16 protein-coding genes are annotated in these 18,921 nt (G+C 63.3%); 9 read left to right on the top strand and 7 right to left on the bottom strand.

All coding sequences use genetic code 11. The annotated features are described in order from the left end of the window. Nucleotides 1–7 precede the first annotated feature (7 nt). Nucleotides 8–1,711 carry an FAD-dependent oxidoreductase gene (locus CQ13_RS13795; RefSeq protein ID WP_156433657.1) on the bottom strand — a complete coding sequence of 568 codons (1,704 nt, stop codon included), beginning with the start codon at nucleotides 1,709–1,711 and terminating at the stop codon, nucleotides 8–10. A 35-nt stretch (nucleotides 1,712–1,746) separates the two neighbouring features. Between CQ13_RS13795 and CQ13_RS13790 the strand changes: the two genes are divergently transcribed. Beyond that, nucleotides 1,747–2,733, top strand: coding sequence for a Bug family tripartite tricarboxylate transporter substrate binding protein (locus CQ13_RS13790; protein WP_082637448.1), 987 nt, complete (start codon nucleotides 1,747–1,749; stop codon nucleotides 2,731–2,733). 15 nt (nucleotides 2,734–2,748) lie between these two features. Here CQ13_RS13790 and CQ13_RS13785 read toward each other — a convergent pair whose 3' ends face one another. Then, the gene (locus CQ13_RS13785; protein ID WP_057843396.1) at nucleotides 2,749–3,990 is read right to left on the bottom strand and encodes an aminotransferase-like domain-containing protein; all 1,242 of its coding nucleotides are present in this window, start codon (nucleotides 3,988–3,990) and stop codon (nucleotides 2,749–2,751) included. After that, on the bottom strand, nucleotides 3,971–4,273 hold the full coding sequence (locus CQ13_RS13780; protein ID WP_057843395.1) for a DUF3124 domain-containing protein: 303 nt from the start codon (nucleotides 4,271–4,273) through the stop codon (nucleotides 3,971–3,973). The genes CQ13_RS13785 and CQ13_RS13780 overlap by 20 nt, the downstream gene beginning before the upstream one ends. A gap of 76 nt (nucleotides 4,274–4,349) precedes the next feature. Between CQ13_RS13780 and CQ13_RS13775 the strand changes: the two genes are divergently transcribed. The 4 genes from CQ13_RS13775 to CQ13_RS13760 all read left to right on the top strand — a co-directional run bounded on the left by CQ13_RS13775 (nucleotide 4,350) and on the right by CQ13_RS13760 (nucleotide 9,924). Continuing rightward, entirely contained in the window at nucleotides 4,350–6,077 is a 1,728-nt protein-coding gene (locus tag CQ13_RS13775) for a cation:proton antiporter (RefSeq protein ID WP_057843394.1), read from the top strand. A gap of 249 nt (nucleotides 6,078–6,326) precedes the next feature. Next, entirely contained in the window at nucleotides 6,327–7,400 is a 1,074-nt protein-coding gene (gene ribB / locus CQ13_RS13770; RefSeq protein ID WP_057843393.1) for a 3,4-dihydroxy-2-butanone-4-phosphate synthase, read from the top strand. A 211-nt stretch (nucleotides 7,401–7,611) separates the two neighbouring features. Further along, the gene (locus CQ13_RS13765; RefSeq protein ID WP_057843392.1) at nucleotides 7,612–8,826 is read left to right on the top strand and encodes an acyl-CoA dehydrogenase; all 1,215 of its coding nucleotides are present in this window, start codon (nucleotides 7,612–7,614) and stop codon (nucleotides 8,824–8,826) included. Nucleotides 8,827–9,006: 180 nt separating this feature from the next. Further along, nucleotides 9,007–9,924 (top strand): MBL fold metallo-hydrolase, encoded by a 918-nt coding sequence (locus CQ13_RS13760; RefSeq protein WP_057843391.1) that lies wholly within the window; start codon nucleotides 9,007–9,009, stop codon nucleotides 9,922–9,924. A 77-nt stretch (nucleotides 9,925–10,001) separates the two neighbouring features. Here the strand turns inward: CQ13_RS13760 and CQ13_RS13755 are convergent, their stop codons facing one another. After that, the gene (locus CQ13_RS13755; RefSeq protein ID WP_057843390.1) at nucleotides 10,002–10,853 is read right to left on the bottom strand and encodes a DUF1499 domain-containing protein; all 852 of its coding nucleotides are present in this window, start codon (nucleotides 10,851–10,853) and stop codon (nucleotides 10,002–10,004) included. A gap of 762 nt (nucleotides 10,854–11,615) precedes the next feature. Here CQ13_RS13755 and CQ13_RS13750 point away from each other — a divergent pair. Further along, entirely contained in the window at nucleotides 11,616–12,650 is a 1,035-nt protein-coding gene (locus CQ13_RS13750) for an SEL1-like repeat protein (protein WP_245309170.1), read from the top strand. Nucleotides 12,651–12,755: 105 nt separating this feature from the next. Here the strand turns inward: CQ13_RS13750 and CQ13_RS13745 are convergent, their stop codons facing one another. Then, nucleotides 12,756–14,384, bottom strand: a complete 1,629-nt coding sequence (locus CQ13_RS13745; RefSeq protein WP_057843388.1) for a fatty-acid--CoA ligase — start codon at nucleotides 14,382–14,384, stop codon at nucleotides 12,756–12,758. Nucleotides 14,385–14,468: 84 nt separating this feature from the next. Here CQ13_RS13745 and CQ13_RS13740 point away from each other — a divergent pair, with 84 nt between their 5' ends. Further along, entirely contained in the window at nucleotides 14,469–15,623 is a 1,155-nt protein-coding gene (locus CQ13_RS13740; protein WP_057843387.1) for an extensin family protein, read from the top strand. Nucleotides 15,624–15,651: 28 nt separating this feature from the next. On the opposite strand, the gene CQ13_RS13735 is transcribed toward CQ13_RS13740, so the two are convergent. Beyond that, a complete protein-coding gene (locus CQ13_RS13735; RefSeq protein WP_057843542.1) occupies nucleotides 15,652–16,341 on the bottom strand; it encodes a L,D-transpeptidase in 690 nt (229 codons plus the stop codon). A gap of 337 nt (nucleotides 16,342–16,678) precedes the next feature. Here CQ13_RS13735 and CQ13_RS13730 point away from each other — a divergent pair, with 337 nt between their 5' ends. Both CQ13_RS13730 and CQ13_RS13725 read left to right on the top strand, forming a co-directional pair. Beyond that, on the top strand, nucleotides 16,679–17,656 hold the full coding sequence (locus CQ13_RS13730; RefSeq protein ID WP_057843386.1) for a magnesium transporter CorA family protein: 978 nt from the start codon (nucleotides 16,679–16,681) through the stop codon (nucleotides 17,654–17,656). 129 nt (nucleotides 17,657–17,785) lie between these two features. Beyond that, nucleotides 17,786–18,007 (top strand): hypothetical protein, encoded by a 222-nt coding sequence (locus CQ13_RS13725; protein WP_057843385.1) that lies wholly within the window; start codon nucleotides 17,786–17,788, stop codon nucleotides 18,005–18,007. A 117-nt stretch (nucleotides 18,008–18,124) separates the two neighbouring features. On the opposite strand, the gene CQ13_RS13720 is transcribed toward CQ13_RS13725, so the two are convergent. Beyond that, nucleotides 18,125–18,877, bottom strand: a complete 753-nt coding sequence (locus CQ13_RS13720) for an SDR family NAD(P)-dependent oxidoreductase (protein ID WP_057843384.1) — start codon at nucleotides 18,875–18,877, stop codon at nucleotides 18,125–18,127. Between the last annotated feature and the right edge of the window lie 44 nt (nucleotides 18,878–18,921).

The raw sequence follows: 18,921 nt of genomic DNA, 5'->3' as shown, positions 1-18,921 counted from the left end.
AATCGTCTCAGGCTGAAGCGAAGGCGAGCCCATCGGTTCGGCCGAGCAGCTTCCTGACGAGCGGCTCGAGATCATCGGGGATAGCATCGCCCCGCCAGGCGACGTGCTGGTCGGTACGCGCAAGGATGAGTTTGTGGCCGCCGGGCGGCGGCGCTTGGTCGCCGGGTACATCGACGATTTCAAACGGGACGCCATTGGCGCGCATCGCATCGGTCAAGGGCGCAACCACGACACCCGGATCGTACCGCAAAAGCGTGTAGCCCGGACCCAACGCATCATAGACGGGCCGTCCGTCCGGCAATTTCGCGAACGGAAGCCGGCATCCCGGCGTCGAGGACGGCGTGAAGTCCGCCATCGTAAAACCCGGATGCCCGGCGCCGTCATAGGCGATGATCGGAGAGCGATCGTAGAAGTACCCGAAGTTGAGGCCGGCACAGCAATATTGCTGCACGTTCAGGTCATAAGCCGCTTGCCCTACCTGCTTGCGGATGGCGTCGCCCTCCGGCCCCGGCTGCTCGATGGCATCAGGAACGGTGCGGCGCTGGCTCAGGACCTTGCCGGCCATCTCCATCGCAAAGCGCGACACTTGTTCGGTGATCGGCAGGCGCTCGGCCTCATAGGCGTCGAGGATGGCGATGTCGGCCCAGCCCTGCAGATAGGCGGCGAGCAGCCATGCGAGGTTCGTTCCGTCTGCGATCCCGGCGTTCATGCCGTAGCCGGCGTAGGGCATCCATAAATGCGCGGCATCGCCGCAGATGAACACGCGTCCCTTGCGAAACCGGTCGGCGACGAGGCGGCGGCCGACCCAGTCCTCCTTGCTCAGAATCTCGTATTCGAAGTCGGGGCCGACGCCGAGGATGGCGCGGATCGAGGCATCGCGATCGACGGATTCGAAGGTCTCATCCTCGCGATTGAGATGATTGTGGATCAGCCAATTCTCGCGGCCGTCGATTGCGACAACCGTGCCACAGCGCCGCGGATTGAGCGACAGCGTCATCCAGGCGGGCCGGTCCATCAGGCCGAGCAGGGCGGGCGCGCGGATGTAGGTCGACTGTACGCGCTGGATGATCGGCGTTCCCTGCAGATTGGCGTCGATCGTCTTGCGAACCAGCGACCGCGCCCCGTCGCAGCCAACGATGAAATCGGCGTGAATCTGAAAGGCGGCTCCGGTATCGAGGTTGCGGACGGTTGCAACGACACCCTCATCGACTTCGCAGAAATCCTCGAATGCGGTGCGGTTCAGAATCTGCAGCCCGTCGATGGCGGCGGCGTGGGCGAACAGCACGGGTTCCATATAGATCTGGTTGATCCGGTGCGGCGGCTCGGCCGTCGGCCAACCGGTGTCTGGTCCGCCGGTGGCGCTATAGCGATCGCGCCGGCAGGGAATGAGGATACGCGAGAGTTCGATGCCCGTTGCCGTGGTGCGGTAAGAGCAATCGTTCGGATAGTCGGCCGGCAATCCGGCGTCGCGCAGCTTCTGCGCCAGGCCGATCCTGCGAAAGATCTCCATCGAGCGCGACGAGACGTGGTTGCATTTCACGCTCGGGGGCTCGCCGGCGGCGCGTGTCTCCACGACAGTGACGGATATTCCCCGCGATGCGAGGTCCATTGCCAAAGTGAGACCAACCGGACCGCCGCCGACCACGAGAACGCTGGTCTTCACCATGTCACTTGCCGCCTTGTCGCTTGCTGCATTGGGACGATCATGCATTACTGAGCGCCACAGACATCATCGGGGGACCCTCAATGTTTCCGTCGATCCGGCAAGGCATGATCCGTACCCTTGTTGTTGCTTTGTCGCTGTCGTTGTCGGCGATTGAAGCAGCAAACGCATATCCCGATCAACCCATCAAGATCATCGTGACGTTTCCGCCCGGCGGCAGTGCCGATATCGTAATCCGCGCCCTGCAGCCCCTGCTTTCGGAAACGCTGCGTCAGCCTATTGTTATCGAGAACAGGGCGGGCGCGGGCGGCAATATCGGGATCGGCGCGGTGGCGCAGGCAGCGCCTGATGGCTACACGCTCGGGGTGGCCGCAGCCGGCGTGCTGACCGTCAATCCCCATCTCAACCGCGCCGCGATGGCGTTCGATCCGATCAAGGATCTGGCGCCGGTCACCTTGCTGGCGGAAATCCCGTTCGTGCTGGTGTCTTCGCAACAATCGGCCATTGCCTCTGTCGCCGATGTCATTGCCAAGGCCAAGGCTCAAACGGCGGGCCTGTCGATCGGCCATGGCGGCAATGGCACGGCGATGCACCTGACCTCGGCCTTGTTCAACCAGAAGGCCGGTGTCGGAATTCAGTTGATCGCTTATCGCGGCACCGCGCCGGCGACGACGGATGTTCTTGCCGGCCATGTCCCGCTGGCCGTGCTGGATATCCCTGCATCCAAGCAGTTGATCGGCGACGGCAAGTTGAAGGCGCTCGGAGTTTCCGCCGCGAAACGCGTGGCCTTCCTGCCCGATGTTCCGACGCTGGCGGAGCAGGGCCTCTCCGGATTCGAATCCGTCGGCTGGTTCGGCATCGTCGCGCCCGCCGGCACGCCGCCCGACGTCATCAAAACGCTGAATGCCGCCTTCGTGAAGGCGTTGAGCGATCCCGCGGCGATCGAGAAAATCCGCGTTCTCGGCGCCGAACCCGCGCCCACCTCGCCTGAGGCATTTGCAAAATTCATCCAGAGCGAAAGCGTGAAATGGGGCAGGCTGATTACCGAGGCCGGCATCAAGGCTGAATAGGACACCAGCCACGGCTCAACTCCGCACCCGCTTCTCCACATTCGCGATCCGTGCCGGCACGCCGAACTCCTTGCGGCAGACTTCGGCGAGCACGGCGACGCCCTCGCGGATCTGTTCATGCGAGGGACTTGCGAAGCACAGCCGCAGCCGGCTGCCGGCATAGGCCTTGTCGGTCGACCATTCAGGCCCCGGATTGATGGCGACGCCTGCGGCAAGCGCGGCCTGATAGAGTTTTAGCGTGTCGACATTGTCGGGCAGCTTCACCCACAGGAAGATGCCGCCCTCGGGCTCCTCGAAATCGGCCGAGGTGCCGAACTGCTCGCTGAGCGCTTCCATCAGCGTGTCGAGCTTGGCGCGCAGGCCGCGAGTCAGCTTCGGCACGTGGGTCGAAAAATGCGGCGCGCAATACTCGGCCAGCACCATCTGCTCCAGCGCGCCGCTTCCGGCGTCGGTCTTCAGCGCCAGCATCCGCGACATCATCTCCCAGGGGGCCACGATGAAGCCGACCCGCAGCGCCGGCGCGATCGACTTCGAGAACGAGCCGATGTGGATGACGCCGCCATGCTTGCTCATGGCGTAGATCGCGGGCGGACGTTTGCCGGCCCAGATCAGGTCGGCGTAGCAATCGTCCTCGAAAATCGGCACGCCATATTGCTGCGACAGTTTCAGCATCTCGGCGCGCCGCGCCTCCGGCAGGATGCTGCCGGTCGGGTTCTGCACGGTCGGGATGGTGTAGATATATTTCGGCGTGATGCCGCGGCTTTTATGGTCGGCAAGGGCTGCCGCCAGCGCATCCATCCGCATGCCCTGCTCGTCGAGAGGGATGCCGATCGCCTTGACACCAAGCCGCGTCAGCCGGGTCAGCGCGCCCTGATAGGTCTCCTGCTCGACCAGCACGGTGTCGCCGCGCGCCAGCAAGGTTTGATTGACGAGATCGAGCGCCTGCAGCGAACCGGAGACGATCATGATATCGTCGGCAATGCAGGCGATGCCGGCGTCGCGCTTGAGTTTCGCACTGAGGAATTCGCGCAAGGGGCGATAGCCCTGCGGGCCGCTGGCGAGGCCGTAGGTCGCGAGCGTCTTGCCCTCGCGCCGGAGTACGGTATTGACGGCGTCGATCAGGCCATCGACCGGAACCTGCTCGGGATCATTGTTGCCGCCGACAAAGCTGTATCTGGCAAGGCCGGTCCACCGCGCTGCCGGCGCCGGCAATCCGGCGGGCAGCAAGGACGCAAAATCAAAGGAAGCGGTAGACATGAATGTTCACTCCATCTTGTTTCTTGTTGAGAGGGCCGACCGGGCGGCTCTCCGTCTCGTCGTCGGCGATGAAGACATCGACGGTCGCGAGGGGTTTTAACGCAATCGGGGACTTGAGGTAGCTCCCCGCCATCTTGCCTGATGTGTCGAAATAGGCGATCCGCTCGGGGATCAGCGGGCGGGAGTTTGCGAAATTCTGTTCGATTCCGCCTGCGGTCCGGGCGCTCGCGGTGAGGGCGTAAGGGATCGACAACACGGCCAGAATCGCGACAAAAGCCCCCATTCTATGGCTGTGACACATTGCTTGTTTGACCCTTGCGCCGAGACCTCTAGGTTGCAAAAGGGGGAAATCCGGAACCATGCACGAGCTTATTCGCGATATCACCTTATGCATCCTGTTCGCCTGGGGGCTCGGCCTGCTGGCGCATTTTTCTCGGCAGCCACTGATTTTGGCCTACCTTATCGCCGGGTTCGTCATTGGTCCATTCGGCATGAAGTGGATCGAGTCGCAGGATTCGATCACCGTCATCTCCGAACTCGGCCTGATCTTCATGCTGTTCATGATCGGGCTGGAAATCGACCTGAAGAAGATCGTGCGCGCCGGCAAGGTGATTCTGTTTGCCGCGGGCGGGCAATTGGCCGGCGGCGTCCTGCTCGGAATATTGTTCTTTATCGGGATCGGCCTGTCGATGGGGAGCGGGCATTTCGACGCGCTCTATCTCTGCATCGCCTGCGCGCTGTCGAGCACGGTCATCATCGTCAAGGTGCTGTACGAGAAGCGCGAGCTCGACACGCTGCCCGGGCGGATTACGCTCGGTGTGCTGGTGCTGCAGGACGTCTTCGCGATCCTGTTCCTGGCGGTGCAGCCGAGCCTCGACAATCTGCAAGTGAGCGTGATCCTCTTGTCGATCGCCCGGGTCGGCGTGCTGGTGGCGACCGCGCTGGTGCTCAGCCGCTATGTGCTGCCGTGGCTGTTCCACCAGATCGCGCGCCGGCCCGAGCTGATCCTGCTCGGCGCATTGGCCTGGTGCTTCCTGATCGGCGAGATCGCGGAGAGGCTGCACCTGTCGCGCGAGATGGGCTCGCTGGTTGCTGGCGTATCGCTGTCGACATTCCCCTATGCGCTCGACGTCACCGCCAAGGTGACGACGCTGCGCGACTTCTTCATCACGCTGTTCTTCGTCTCGCTCGGCATGACCATCCCGATCCCCGGTGCGTCGGTGATCGGGCTGGCGCTCGCGATCGCGGCGTTCACCGTCGTCAGCCGCATGGTGACGACGTTCACGCCGCTTTATCTGATGAAGCAGGGACTGCGCGCGAGCCTGTTGCCGGCGATCAACCTGGCGCAGATTTCGGAATTCTCGCTGGTCGTGATCCAGACCGGCGTGACGGCACACCATATCAGCCCGGAAACGTCGAGCGCGGCGTCGTTCGCCTTCGTGGTGCTGGCGGTCCTGAGCACCTTCGTCATGGGCCGCAGCGACCAGGTCACGCGCGGCCTGATCGGTCCGCTGAAGCGGATCGGCTTGCGCGATCTCGATCACAAGCATGAGGCCGACGGAGGGCACGAGGGCGGGCACGGCGAGGCGCGCCGGATTGTCATTCTCGGGTTCTTCCGCGCGGCCAGCGCCCTGGTTGCCGAGATCGAGCGCCTCAATCCGGCGGCGCTGGAGCAGATCACCGTGATCGACTTCAATCCGCTGGTGTTTAGGACCTTGACGGACCGCGGCATGCACGTGGTCTATGGCGACATCAGCAACGTCGATACGCTGGTGCATGCCGGCGTCGGCAAGGCCGAGTTGATCATACTCAGCATCCCGGATTCGTTGTTGAAGGGCGCCGACAACGAAAAGCTGGTCCGGCACGTCCGCTCGCTCAACCCGACCGCCAAGATCGTCGCCACCGCGGAGATCCTGGCCAACGTCAACGACCTCTACGAGGCCGGCGCCGACTACGTGACGGTGACGCGGCTCAGCGACGCCCACGAACTCTACAAGGTGATCGAAGCCGCCCAGGCCGGGCTCCTGGAGGACAAGCGCGCCGAGACCGACGCGCTGCTCAGCGAGCGCCGCGAGGTGCTGCCTTAGGGGAAAGACGGTGTCGCAGGGCTGACTTCTCTGACAGCCCGGCATATCTAAGGCTGATCGGGCTGAGATCGGCCGATACCGCCGGGTGGAGATCGTCAGTGATTTTTTCCGTTCCGGCAGTATCACAGCAAGGTTCTTCCACTGCGCCCGCCGGCTGAGGTGCTGCCCTGCGTATTGACGCTGGCGCCGGCCATGGAGTCCGGCTAATGCACTGACTAAAGCTAGCTAGATTTCGCGAGATTTTGAGAAATGGCCGATAGTATCCAGGAAGTTCTGCAAGCCTTTGCCAAAGGCGAACTCGTCGTCGTCACCGACGATGACGATCGCGAGGGCGAGGGCGATCTGATCGTTGCGGCTTCGCTCTGCACCGCGGAGAAGATGGCATTCATTATCCGCCACACCTCCGGCATCGTCTGCGCGCCGATCACCACCGACGACGCCAGGCGGCTGCGGCTCGATCCGATGGTGGCGCATAACGAGTCCAATCACACCACCGCCTTTACCGTCTCGATCGACTACAAGCCCGATGGCGGCACCGGCATTTCGGCGGAGGAGCGCGCCTCCTGCTGCCGCGCGCTCGCCAATCCCAACGCCGGCGCCAATGATTTTGCCCGGCCCGGTCATATCTTTCCGCTGATCGCCCGCGACGGTGGCGTGCTGCTGCGCTCCGGCCATACCGAAGCGGCGGTCGATCTCTGCAAGCTTTCCGGCCTGCCGCCGGTCGGCGTCATCTCTGAATTGATGAACGACGACGGCACTGTGATGAAGGGCGAGCAGGTGACGAAATTTGCCGCCACTCACAAGCTCAAGCACGTCACAATCGCTGACATGATCGCTTACCGTCAGGCGCGCGAAAAGTTGATCGAGCGGGTCGCAACGTTCACCACCGACAGCCCGATCGGACCGCTGCAGGGCTACGCCTATCGTTCGCCATTCGACGAGATCGCGCATGCTGCCTTCGTCTATAACGGCGTCGGCGACGGCAAGAACGTGCTGACGCGCTTGCACAAGCCCAATATCGTCAAGGATCTCTTCACCGGCCAGGCGCGGATGCAGGTCGTGCTGGACCATTTCAAGAAGGCCGGCCGCGGCGTGCTGGTTTACTTGCGCGACGGCGCGGCCGGAGTTCCCGTCGAGCCGGTCGGCGAACAGAAGACAGCAGAGGCGGACAGGCACCGGCAATGGCGTGAAGTCGGCGTTGGTGCCCAGATCCTGCGCGATCTCGGCATCACTTCGATCGTCAATCTCACCTCGTCGGTGCACGACTACAAAGGATTATCCGGTTTCGGCATCGAGATCGTTTCCAACGAAAAGTTGGAGTAGTCGTTATTCCGGGGCGCGCGATAGCGCGAACTATGGGGCGCCCTTGCGCCCCTGAGAATCTCGAGATTCCCCAGGGTGCAGTTGCACCCCTGAGGTCTGGTGCTTGCGCACCATCCCGGAATGACGACCACCCAATCCATTTGCGCTTCTGCCGATAGCGCATTAATTTGTCGACAATTTCCATGAGGACAGTGATGCGAAAGGGATTTTCATGAGCGTGCGCCCTCAAGCCAAGGACAAGCCGGAGGCGGCTTCCTTCCAGTGGGACGATCCGTTCCTGCTCGACGACCAGCTCACCGAAGACGAACGCATGATCCGCGACACCGCGCGTGCCTATGCGCAGGACAAGCTGTTGCCGCGCGTCATCAATGCGTATCTGGAAGAGAAGACCGACCGCGAGATCTTCAACGAGATGGGCGAGCTTGGCCTGATCGGTGTCACGCTGCCGGAAGAATATGGCTGCGCGAACGCGAGCTACGTCGCCTATGGCCTGGTGGCGCGCGAGATCGAGCGGGTCGATTCCGGCTATCGCTCGATGAACTCGGTGCAGTCGTCGCTGGTGATGTACCCGATCTACGCCTATGGCGACGAGAACCAGCGCAAGAAATACCTGCCGAAGCTTGCCACCGGCGAGTGGGTCGGCTGCTTCGGCCTGACCGAGCCGGATGCCGGCTCCGATCCCGGCGGCATGAAGACCCGCGCCGAGAAGGTGTCGGACGGCTATCGCATCAGCGGCAGCAAGATGTGGATTTCCAACGCCCCGATCGCCGACGTCTTCGTCGTCTGGGCCAAGTCGGCCGCGCATGACAACCAGATCCGCGGCTTCATTCTCGAGAAGGGCATGAAGGGCCTGTCGGCGCCGAAGATCGGCGGCAAGCTGTCCCTACGCGCCTCGATCACCGGTGAGATCGTGATGGACGGCGTGGTGGTGCCGGAGAGTGCGCTGCTGCCCAACGTATCAGGCCTGAAGGGACCGTTCGGCTGCCTCAACCGCGCCCGCTACGGCATCTCCTGGGGTGCAATGGGTGCGGCGGAAGACTGCATGCACCGCGCGCGGCAATACACGCTCGACCGCAAGCAGTTCAACCGGCCGCTGGCGGCAACCCAGCTCGTGCAGAAGAAGCTCGCCGACATGGAAACCGAGATTGCGCTCGGCCTTCAGGCCTCATTGCGCGTCGGCCGCCTGATGGACGAGGGCAAGATGGCGCCCGAAATGATCTCGATCGTCAAGCGCAACAATTGCGGCAAGGCGCTCGACATCGCCCGCGTCTCGCGTGACATGCACGGCGGCAATGGCATCCAGATCGAGTACCACGTGATGCGCCATACCGCGAACCTGGAAACCGTGAACACCTATGAAGGCACCCACGACGTCCACGCCCTGATCCTGGGTCGGGCGATCACGGGGATTCAGGCGTTTTCGTAAAGTGTGAGGGGCGCGCAGAAGCAGCCCCACATTATGCCGTCATCGCCCGCCTTGTGAGCAATTTGCGCACTGGGGCGGGCGATCCAGTACGCCGCGGCGGTTCGTTTCTTCTCGAACGTCAGTGATTACTGGATACCCCGCCTTCGCAGGGTATGACGGGAGTGATGGTAGGAACTCCCCATGGCCGACAACGACGACATCCCGTTCAACCGCGACTTCCCGCTCAAGCCCGGTGCCGTTGACGAAGCCCGTCCCGGCGTGCGGCGTATCCTGTGCAACAATCCGAGCCCGTTCACCTTCACCGGCACGGTCAGCTACATCGTAGGCAAGGGCAATGTCGCGATCATCGATCCCGGGCCCGATGACGAAGCGCACGCCAAGGCGTTGCTCGATGCCGTGCGCGGCGAGACGGTGACGCATATTCTCGTCACCCACACCCACCGCGACCATTCGCCGAACACCGCGCGGATCAAGGCGGCCACCGGTGCGCCCGTTTATGCCGAGGGGCCGCACCGCGCCTCGCGGCCACGCTTCGAGAGCGAAAAGCACAATCCGGAATCCGGCGCCGACCGCGATTTCAGACCCGACATCGAGGTCAAGAATGGCGACGTCGTCGAAGGCCGGGGCTGGGCGCTGGAGGCGGTCGCAACCCCCGGCCACACCGCCAATCACCTGGCGTTCGCGTGGCCCGAGCGAAAGATCAACTTCGTCGGCGACCACGTGATGGGCTGGTCGACCTCCATCGTCGCGCCCCCGGACGGATCGATGATCGATTACATGGCCTCGCTGGCGCGGCTGGAAGCGCGCGAGGAGGATCTGTATTTTTCAGGCCACGGGCCGGAAATTCCGGAAGGGCCGCGTTACGTCCGTTTCCTGACCCGGCACCGCCAGGCCCGCGAGGCCTCGATCCTGCATCGGCTTGCCAAGGGCGAGACCGACATTCCGACCATGGTTCGCGCGATCTATATCGGCATCGACCCGCGGCTGACGAATGCCGCCGGCTATTCCGTGCTGGCGCATCTGGAAGACCTGGTCGCCCGGGGCATCGTGGCGACCGATGGCGATCCGGTGATTGGCGGGACGTATCGGCTGGCGTAGGGGCGAATAGCGAATGGCGAGTAGCGAATAGGGAAGGGCCGTCCGGCTACTATTCGCTATTCGTCACTCGCCATTCGCTATTTTTTCACATTCTTTGCCTGGGCCTTGGCCGGCGTCTGCGGCTTCTTCGGCGCCGCCGGCTTGGCGTTATCGACGGCGGCGTTGATGTCCTCGATCAGTTTTGAGATGCGGGCGGCGTTGCTGCCGAGGTCGCTTTCGAAATAGCGCGAGGAGGAGCGGATATCGACGCGCGAGTCGTCGCCGTCGGGCGTGATGCGGATCGAGATGTCCTCGCGGAATCCCATGATCGGCGTTCGCGCCACCGCCTCGATGCGGGCGATGCGGCGCGGCGGCTGCGGCGGCCGTTCGTCGATTACGAGCCATTTGCGCTTGTTGACCAGCGCCAGCGTCACCTCATAGGCCCGCTGCGGGGGCACTTCGAGTTCCACGGTCTCGATGTCGGGATAGGCGATCCGCTGCTGCTCGGCCGAATAGAGCCCGGCATAGACCGCGGAGTTGGCGCCTTCGCCGCTGCGCAGCCGGGCCAGCGCCTCGAAGCGCGGAGGATCGATCGGATCGGTGGTGATGTCGTGGATCGGTGGCAGCTTGCGGTATTGCAGAGCGAGGTAGGCCGGGTAGGCGAGCAGAAGGGCGCTGATCAGGAACGCCAGCACGATCCGGCCCATGCCGCGCGAGCCGTTTTGCCAGATCGCGGCAAAGGCGGCGAGGCCCACCAGGATGGAAAGCACGGCCAGACCGAGCGCGCCGAAGAACGTCGCCAGCGCGGGTTTTACCTCCAGGAAGCCGAAGCGGACGATGATGATCGACACCACCACCGCGACCACGGCGAAGATAGCGAGGTTGCGCGACCAGGTGGCGAGGCTGGACACGGGCTCCGACTGGTAAGGAGAGGAAAACCTTCGGGCCATCGGTGAATCTGCCGGGTTTCTGAAATCTGTGTGGCCAGCGGGCCGGCTGCAAACTCGCAAGCTTGAGACCACGGCGTGGCGCGAATTTCAAGTTTGCAGGCAATACTAGAGCATGATCCGGAAAAGTGGGTACCGGTTTTCCGAAAAGATCATGCTCAAATCAAAGAGGTAGAGCGGGCTGACGATTCGAAGAAGAGTCATCCCGCTCTAATGGGGCAAATGCGCTGCGTGCAGCAACCTTACGGGTAACCATCCCTGTAAATTGATTATTAGTTGTACATTGAAGTTGGTCCGATTTTCGTCTACCTCTCGCCGTCTGGTTGTCGTATTTGCCGCAACACGGGACTGTCCTGCACGGGACACCGGCGAGCGCCAGCCAAAGGGGAAACGGCGGGGGCGTCAGCCGGAAGCGCTGCAGGATGATCTCAACTCGTGGTTCTTGTTGCGGGCGGAGTCGCAAAAAAATTGCGGTTGCGCCCCCGGAGTTCTAGGATCGCATAGGGCGCAATCGGCATACGTCCGCGGGGCTGGCGGAAGGCCCCATGAGGGCGAGTGTTCAGTATGAGTGATGCAAAGCACGAACGATATGTCGGCCCGAACGATCCGGCATACTATGCGCCGCGTGAGCAGAGGGAACGAACAAGCAGCGATCAACCGGGCACGATGCTGATGCAGAACGACGATGGCTGGCGTCCGCGAATGCCAACAGAAGGACCGCCCTTGCAGCCCTTCAGCAAGCCCGCACGCCGCCAGGATTCCGAAATGTTCACCAAAGCCGTGGCCCAGGCCATGCAGGAGGCGAGGGAGGCCGCGCCGGTCGAAGCGCCATCTGTGCTCCGCGACCTGTCGGGACGTCGCGCGCTGTTCCAGCAGGTCATCCGTTTCTCGATCGCCGTGGCGATCGCGGCGAGCATCGCGATGCTGCTCGTCATGGCCATTCCGTCGTCGCAGCGCCCGGCCAACCAGGATAATGCGTCGCTTTCGGCCACCTGGCAGTCGGTGAAATCGTCGGTGCTTCCGGCGCCGCAGCCGCAGCCAGCGAGGCGTACGGCGACCTTGGCCGTACAGGACGGCAGCGGGTTCACCAACGATCCCGTGCCGCTCGGCATCCACGTCGGCTCTCCGCCTCCCGACGCCTACGTATCCATCAGCGGACTTGCTGCCAGCGCACGGCTCACATCCGGCAAGCGCGTCGGTCCGAGCGAATGGCGCGTGTCGGCGACGGAGATTTCCGGCGTTTCGGTCATTCCGCCGGATGGCTTCACCGGCCAGATGCTGGTGACGGCGGAACTGCGTGACGGTAATGGCGTGGCGCTCACCGGCACCTCCACGCGGCTGACCTGGGCGCCCGTGCCAAAGGTCCCCGTCGCGGTGCCGCCGGTTGCCGCGCCTGCCCCGATCGCCGCAGCCCCGGTTGCTGCAGCCCCGGTCATCGCACCGCCGCCGGTCGCCATGGCCGCAGCCGCGCCGCCGATGCCGGCCGTGCGGCAACAGGCGGAGGTCGTGCGCAACCTCGATCCGAAGGAGATCGCTGCCCTGATCAAACGCGGGCAGGACCTGCTCGCCGCCGGCGATGTGCAGTCGGCGCGGCTGCTGCTGATGCGTGGAGCGGAGGCGCAGGACGCCCGCGCCGCGCTGCTCGTCGGCACCACCTACGATCCGGCGCGGCTCAGGCAGATGGGTGCCGATGGCCCGCTGGCGGACGTCGCGCAGGCCCGCATCTGGTATCAGCGGGCAAAGGAATGGGGCGAACCCGACGCGCAGCGGCGGCTCGATGCGCTGGCGCTCTCGCGCTGATCTCGGGCGGGCGTGCTACACGCCGCTTGAGTAAGATTTCTTAGGAAGAGGCCGCCTCCCGCTTTGCCGGAAGGCGGCCTCTTTGAATCGAGCCCAGGCTTCGCGTCACGCCGCGGCGTTCGGGAAGCGGTAGCTCTTGAACTGCTCGCGCAGCGCGGTCTTCAGGATCTTGCCGGTTGCGGTGTGCGGGATGCCGTCGACAAAGACGACGTCATCGGGCATCCACCATTTCGCGATCTTGCCATCCATGAATCTCAAGATGTCCTCGCGGCTTGCCTGCTGGCCGGCCTTGAGTTGCACGATCAGCAGCGGACGTTCGTCCCATTTGGGATGGTAGACGCCGATGACAGCGGCTTCCGCGACCGCCGGGTGGCCGACCGCGAGGTTTTCGAGGTCGATCGATGAGATCCATTCGCCGCCGGACTTGATGACGTCCTTGGAGCGGTCGGTGATCCGCATGTAGCCATGCTGGTCGATAGTGGCGACGTCGCCGGTGTCGAAATAGCCATCCTCGTCGAGGATGTCGGTATCGACCTTGAAATAGGCCTTGGCGACCGCGGGCCCGCTCACCTTGAGGCGGCCGAAGGTCTTGCCGTCCCACGGCAGTTCCTTGCCGGCATCGTCGGTGATCTTCATCTCGACGCCGAACGGCGGGTAGCCCTGGGTCTGCAGGATGTCGAGTCGCTCCTCGCCGGTGAGTTCGGCGAACGGCGGCTTCAGCGCGGCTACGGTGCCGATCGGGCTCATCTCGGTCATGCCCCAGGCGTGGCGCACGCGCACGCCCATGTCGACGAACGACTTGATCATCGAGCGCGGCATCGCAGAACCGCCGCACACCACGCTCTTCAGGTGGGGCAGTTTCAGATTGTTGGCTGACATGTGGTTCAGCAGCATCAGCCACACCGTCGGCACGCCGGCGGTATGGGTGACTTTCTCGGTGTCGAGCAGTTCGTAGACCGAAGCACCGTCGAGCTTGGCGCCGGGCATCACGAGCTTGGTGCCCATCGAAGGCGCGGAGAATGCGATGCCCCAGCTATTGGCATGGAACAGCGGCACCACAGGCAGCATGGTCTCGGTGGCGCTGGTGCCGAGCGCGTCGACGTTGTTGGCCATCAGCCCGTGCAGCACGTTGGAGCGATGCGAATACAACACGCCTTTGGGATCGCCCGTGGTGCCCGAGGTGTAGCACATCGCGGCCGCGGTATTCTCGTCAAAGTCCTTCCACGTGAACTTGCCGTCCGCTTCCGCGATCCAATCCTCATAGGCGACCGCGTTCTTCAGCGTGGTCTGCGGCATATGCGCCTTGTCGGTCAGCACGATGTAGCGCTCGACGCTCGGCAGGTTGGCCGCGATCTTTTCCAGGATCGGCACGAAAGTGGTATCGGTGATCACCACGCGGTCCTGCGCGTGGTTGATGATCCAGGCGATCTGGTCGGGGAACAGCCGCGGATTGACGGTGTGACAAATCGCGCCGATTCCCATGATGCCGTACCAGCATTCGAGATGGCGCCAGGTGTTCCAGGCGATGGTGGCGACACGGTCACCGAGCTTGATGCCGTCGCGGTCGAGCCGTTGCGATACTTGCAGCGCGCGTGCATGAATTTCGGCGTAATTGGTGCGATGAATGGGACCTTCGACCGACCGCGTGACGACCTCTTGCGTGCCGTGATACTTCGCCGCGTGTTCGATAATCCGATGGCAAAGCAAAGGCCAATCTTGCATCAATCCGAGCATACGCACTTTCCTCCGATGGTTGTTTTATTGCCGCGCGATCCGCGAACATTGCTGGCGGATCGGGGTTAAGTTCATGGAATTGAAATGAACTTTACCGCGCAGAAAGCAAGCCGAAAATGGGCTAATGGCACCTTTGGCCGCATTGGAGCGGCAATGGTTACCGCTGCCGCGGCCGCGCTGTTGATTGGCATGCCAGTCGAGCCGGCCTGGGCGGCGAAAACCTCACGCGCCGCGCCGTGGGACGACCTGTTCAGGGATTTACAGCCGCGTGCGCGAGGAAAGGCGCGCCGTGTGGCTGTGCCGCTGCCGAAGCCGCGTCCCGCTGAGGCGCCGTCTGCCGAGCCTGAGAAGGCGGCCGAGAAGGAGCAGGCGTCGCCTGAGAAAGACCAGGCCAACGAGCAGGCCGCGCCTGCACCGCAGCCCACGCCACAACCCTCCGCGTGCCGCCTGGCGCTGACGGACGAAGTCGCCATTGCGCCCAGCATCCCCGATATCCGCGGCGCCGGCGGCTGCGGGGGCGAGGACCTGGTGCGGCTTGAGGCGATCGTGTTGCCGGACAAGCGGCGGGTGTCGGTGAAGCCGGCGGCGATCCTGCGTTGTCCCATGGCGTCAGCGCTGGCAGAGTGGATCCGCAAGGATATCGCACCGCTCGCTGAGCGCCTTGGCAGCGCCGTGTCCGATCTCGACAATTTCGACTCGTTCGAGTGCCGTGGCCGTAACCGCATCGTCGGCGCAAAACTCTCCGAGCATGGCCGCGCCAACGCGCTTGATGTGCGCGCCTTCAGGCTCGGCAACGGCCGCCTGATCTCGCTGACCGACCGCACAGTGCCGCGGGAATTGCGCGAGACCGTGCTGCATTCCGTCTGCGCACGGTTCTCGACGGTGCTGGGCCCGGGCTCGGATTGGTACCATGAGGACCACATCCATCTCGATCTGATGGAACGACGCGGCAATTACCGGATCTGCCAATGGGACGTCTGGGACCCGCTGCCGCAGAGAGCGCCGCTGTTGCCGGCCGAACGGCCCGAGGAAGCGCCGCCGCGCGAGGTCGCCGCCAAACCCGACGACGCCAAACCCGACGCCAACAGGTCTGACAAGCCTGATGCAAACAAGTCTGGTGCGAAGCCCGATGCGGCCAAGCCGGACGCTGAATCGAATGGCGAGAAATCGGAAAAGGCCGCGCCGGCGCGCGAACAGAAGCCCGCAACGAAAAAGCGCCGGAAAAACCGGCGCTCTTGATCTTCCACTGCAGTGTAACCAGCGTCGGCTACTGCGCCATCGAGCTGCTGTTGCCGCCGCCCTGCAGCGCCATCTTGGAATTGAACGGCGAGTCGCCCTGCTTGGGTTCGAGCACGACGACCACGGTGCCCGTCTTCACCCGGCTGTAGAGGTCGATGACGTCTTCGTTGGTCATGCGGATGCAGCCCGACGAGATCGAGGCGCCGATATATTCCGGCTGGTTGGTGCCGTGGATGCGGAACAGCGTGTCGCGGTTGCCCTGGTACAGGTAGAGCGCGCGGGCGCCGAGCGGATTGTCGACGCCGCCGGGCACCGAAGCCGGCAGGCCCTCAATACGCTTGTGAATGTCCGCGGTCGGCGTCCATTTCGGCCATTCCGCCATGTTTCCGACGCGCGCGATGCCGGAGAAGGCAAGCGCTTCCTCGCCGACGGTGACGCCATAGCGGATCGCCTTGCCACCGTCCTGGACCAGATAGAGGTAGTGGTTGTCGGAATCGACAACGATGGTACCGGGCAGTTCCTTGCGGTGATAGTCGACGATCGCGCGGCGGAACGGTTCCGGCGGCTTGACCGCGGCGTAACGCGCCTTGGCGAGCTGGGCCTTGTCGTTCGGCTTGAGGGTGGCTTCAGGGGCGGCTTGGTAAGTGGTTGCCGGCATGCAGCCGGACAACGCAAGGCCGGCGGCGAGCAGCCCCAAAATTACTTTCAGCGACGACATGGTGTACTTCCAATCGAAAGTCAGGCGTTCGCAAGCCACAATCTTGCGCCTCAAACGCGACGATTCCATTAATCCCATTATCCGCAAAAGCCGGCTGACATGCCAGCATTTGCGTGTCCGTTCTGCGCTGCGGAAGGCTGGCTGTGGCTTTTATGCCGCAAATTTCGCGACTTCCGGTCTATTTCTAGGCAGGGATGGCGCGGAACCAGATCGCGGCCGCACCGCCGCCACCCCGCTGCCACAAATATCGACTGCCGGTTAATGCGAGGGTCATGAAGCGCTTGCCAGAATCGGGTTTAGTGCCGCTGGGTGGATTTCCACCGTTCCGGAGTTGCCTATGTTTTCGGTGTTTGTTCCCTACGAATCTACCCTGAAGAAGCTCCCGGACGTGGACCCGACGGCATTGCCGGACAATGCGGTCTGGATCGACCTGTTGAACCCGACGGGGCAGGAGGACCGTGCGGTTGAGCGGCTGGCCGGGATTGCGGTGCCGACCCGGGAGGACATGCAGGAGATCGAGATTTCCAGCCGGCTCTACATTGAGAACGGCGCCCGCTACATGACCGCGACGCTGATGTGCCAATCCGACACCGATATGCCGAAGACCACGGCCGTCACCTTCATCCTCGCCGGTCATCGTCTGGTGACGGTGCGCTACGACGAGCCGAAGCCGTTTGCGCTCGTTGAGCACAAGCTGGCGCGCTCATGCCTGCCGGGAATATCGGGCGAGATGGTGCTGATGGAACTGCTCGACGCGGTGATCGACCGCTGCGCTGATATTCTGGAGCGCGCCGGTGCCGAGGTCGACCAGGTCTCGCATGACATCTTCGAGCCGGAAAGCGTACGGCATGGTCAGGCCAAGCGATACTCGCAGATCCTGATCGCAATCGGGCGCAAGGGGGACCTGGTCTCCAAGATCCGCGAGAGCCTGGTCTCGATCGGCCGCGTCGTCACCTTCCTGTCGGCGGTGGTGGAAGGCGCCAAATGGTCCAAGGACATGCGCGAGCAGCTCAAGACCATGCAGCGCGACGTCGTTTCCCTGACCGACCACGCTTCCTATCTCTCCAACAAGATCACTTTCACGCTCGATGCCATGCTCGGCGTCGTCAATCTCGAACAGAACAACATCATCAAGCTGTTCTCGGTAATGGCGGTGGTGCTGATGCCGCCGACCTTGATCGCGTCGGTCTACGGCATGAACTTCAAGGTGATGCCGGAACTCGAATGGCCGCAGGGCTATCCGATGGCGCTCATCATGATGCTCATGGCAGCAGTGCTGCCGTACTTGTTCTTCAGATGGAAGAAGTGGCTGTAGATCACAGTTCCGTGCGGTTCCCGATGTGCGAAAGATCGGCTCAATTCCACCGCTAAAATTTGAGCGGTGGACTGAACGAATGGTCGAAACTTGTCTGCGATAACGCGTCTCTCAGGCCGCGAGGATCCCATGGTTGAGAAACTTATAATGTCGCCACGCAACGTCATCGACCTGGCCCGCTATCAGCAGAGCCGCAGCGTTGGCAAGGCGCAGGCGTTCTCGACGCGGCTTTGCCGGCACTGCGGTGCTGTGCTGGCGGACGGCGAGAACGAGGACGAGTGTTCGAGCACGTTCAACGTCGCTGCGACGACTGCTCTGCGCACTGCGCAGCGGAAGTTTTGCGCGGAGTGAACGGCGAGCATGCGATGTAGCGTAGGATGGGTGGAGCGAAGCGATACCCATCCTTCATCGCGAGCCGGTTGATGAGTTTCGCTGCGCTCTACCCATCCTACAAGATCACGTCATGCACTAAACGTGCTGGCCGCCGTTGATGTGAATCTCGGCGCCGTTCACATACGAACTGGTTTCGGTGCACAGCACATAGATGATTTTGGCAACCTCGTCCGGCGTGCCGAGGCGGTGCATCGGAATCTGCTGCTCGACGATCTTCTCGGTGCCCGGCGACAGGATCGAGGTGTCGATCTCGCCCGGCGCGATCGCGTTGACGCGGACGCCGACCCGGCCGAAATCGAAGGCCATTTCCCGTGTGAGTGACGCAAGCGCCGCCTTCGAGGTCGCATAGGCCGCGCCCGCGAACGGGTGCACGCGCGAGCCCGCGATCGAGGTGACGTTCACCACCGCGCCCCTGGCGTGCTTCAATTCCTCGATCAGTCCGCGCGCGATCATGATCGGCGCGAAGAAGTTGACGTGAAAGACGTGGTTCCAGGTTTCGACATCGGTGTCCATGGTGCCGAGCCGCCCGCCGCCCGGCGCCTTCGGCGAGATCGCGGCGTTGTTGACCAGCGCGTGCAGCTCGTCGTTCTCCAGCCGCCTGCGAATCTCGGAAATCGCACGCACGGTGTCGTCATGACTGCCGAGGTCGACCTCGATGTGATCCTCCGGACCGGCGCCCCACGGGCAGACTTCCGGGAAGGCGTGCCGCGAACAGGTGATGACGCGCCAGCCGGCCGAGGAAAACCGGATCGCGGTGGCATGGCCGATGCCGCGGCTGGCACCGGTCAGGAGCAACGTGCGCCGCGGCGCGTTAGATGAAGAGGGCATTTAGGTTCTCTCGTTGTCCGTTATGCCCGGGGTTGTCCCGGGCA

The organism is Bradyrhizobium retamae (assembly GCF_001440415.1).
Classification (GTDB): Bacteria; Pseudomonadota; Alphaproteobacteria; order Rhizobiales; family Xanthobacteraceae; genus Bradyrhizobium; species Bradyrhizobium retamae.
The sequence above is the reverse complement of the archived record's forward strand: the minus strand, read 5'-3'. Positions and strand labels throughout refer to the sequence as shown.

What these genes read in the sequence shown, in the direction of transcription:
- CQ13_RS13760 (WP_057843391.1), top strand. Translation starts at nt 9,007, where the DNA reads ATGGCCGACAACGACGACATCCCGTTCAACCGCGACTTCCCGCTCAAG.
- CQ13_RS13775 (WP_057843394.1), top strand. Translation starts at nt 4,350, where the DNA reads ATGCACGAGCTTATTCGCGATATCACCTTATGCATCCTGTTCGCCTGG.
- CQ13_RS13745 (WP_057843388.1), bottom strand. Translation starts at nt 14,384, where the DNA reads ATGCTCGGATTGATGCAAGATTGGCCTTTGCTTTGCCATCGGATTATC.
- ribB (WP_057843393.1), top strand. Translation starts at nt 6,327, where the DNA reads ATGGCCGATAGTATCCAGGAAGTTCTGCAAGCCTTTGCCAAAGGCGAA.
- CQ13_RS13725 (WP_057843385.1), top strand. Translation starts at nt 17,786, where the DNA reads ATGGTTGAGAAACTTATAATGTCGCCACGCAACGTCATCGACCTGGCC.
- CQ13_RS13735 (WP_057843542.1), bottom strand. Translation starts at nt 16,341, where the DNA reads ATGTCGTCGCTGAAAGTAATTTTGGGGCTGCTCGCCGCCGGCCTTGCG.
- CQ13_RS13780 (WP_057843395.1), bottom strand. Translation starts at nt 4,273, where the DNA reads ATGGGGGCTTTTGTCGCGATTCTGGCCGTGTTGTCGATCCCTTACGCC.
- CQ13_RS13720 (WP_057843384.1), bottom strand. Translation starts at nt 18,877, where the DNA reads ATGCCCTCTTCATCTAACGCGCCGCGGCGCACGTTGCTCCTGACCGGT.
- CQ13_RS13795 (WP_156433657.1), bottom strand. Translation starts at nt 1,711, where the DNA reads ATGCATGATCGTCCCAATGCAGCAAGCGACAAGGCGGCAAGTGACATG.
- CQ13_RS13730 (WP_057843386.1), top strand. Translation starts at nt 16,679, where the DNA reads ATGTTTTCGGTGTTTGTTCCCTACGAATCTACCCTGAAGAAGCTCCCG.
- CQ13_RS13755 (WP_057843390.1), bottom strand. Translation starts at nt 10,853, where the DNA reads ATGGCCCGAAGGTTTTCCTCTCCTTACCAGTCGGAGCCCGTGTCCAGC.
- CQ13_RS13765 (WP_057843392.1), top strand. Translation starts at nt 7,612, where the DNA reads ATGAGCGTGCGCCCTCAAGCCAAGGACAAGCCGGAGGCGGCTTCCTTC.
- CQ13_RS13785 (WP_057843396.1), bottom strand. Translation starts at nt 3,990, where the DNA reads ATGTCTACCGCTTCCTTTGATTTTGCGTCCTTGCTGCCCGCCGGATTG.
- CQ13_RS13740 (WP_057843387.1), top strand. Translation starts at nt 14,469, where the DNA reads ATGAACTTTACCGCGCAGAAAGCAAGCCGAAAATGGGCTAATGGCACC.
- CQ13_RS13750 (WP_245309170.1), top strand. Translation starts at nt 11,616, where the DNA reads ATGTTCACCAAAGCCGTGGCCCAGGCCATGCAGGAGGCGAGGGAGGCC.
- CQ13_RS13790 (WP_082637448.1), top strand. Translation starts at nt 1,747, where the DNA reads ATGTTTCCGTCGATCCGGCAAGGCATGATCCGTACCCTTGTTGTTGCT.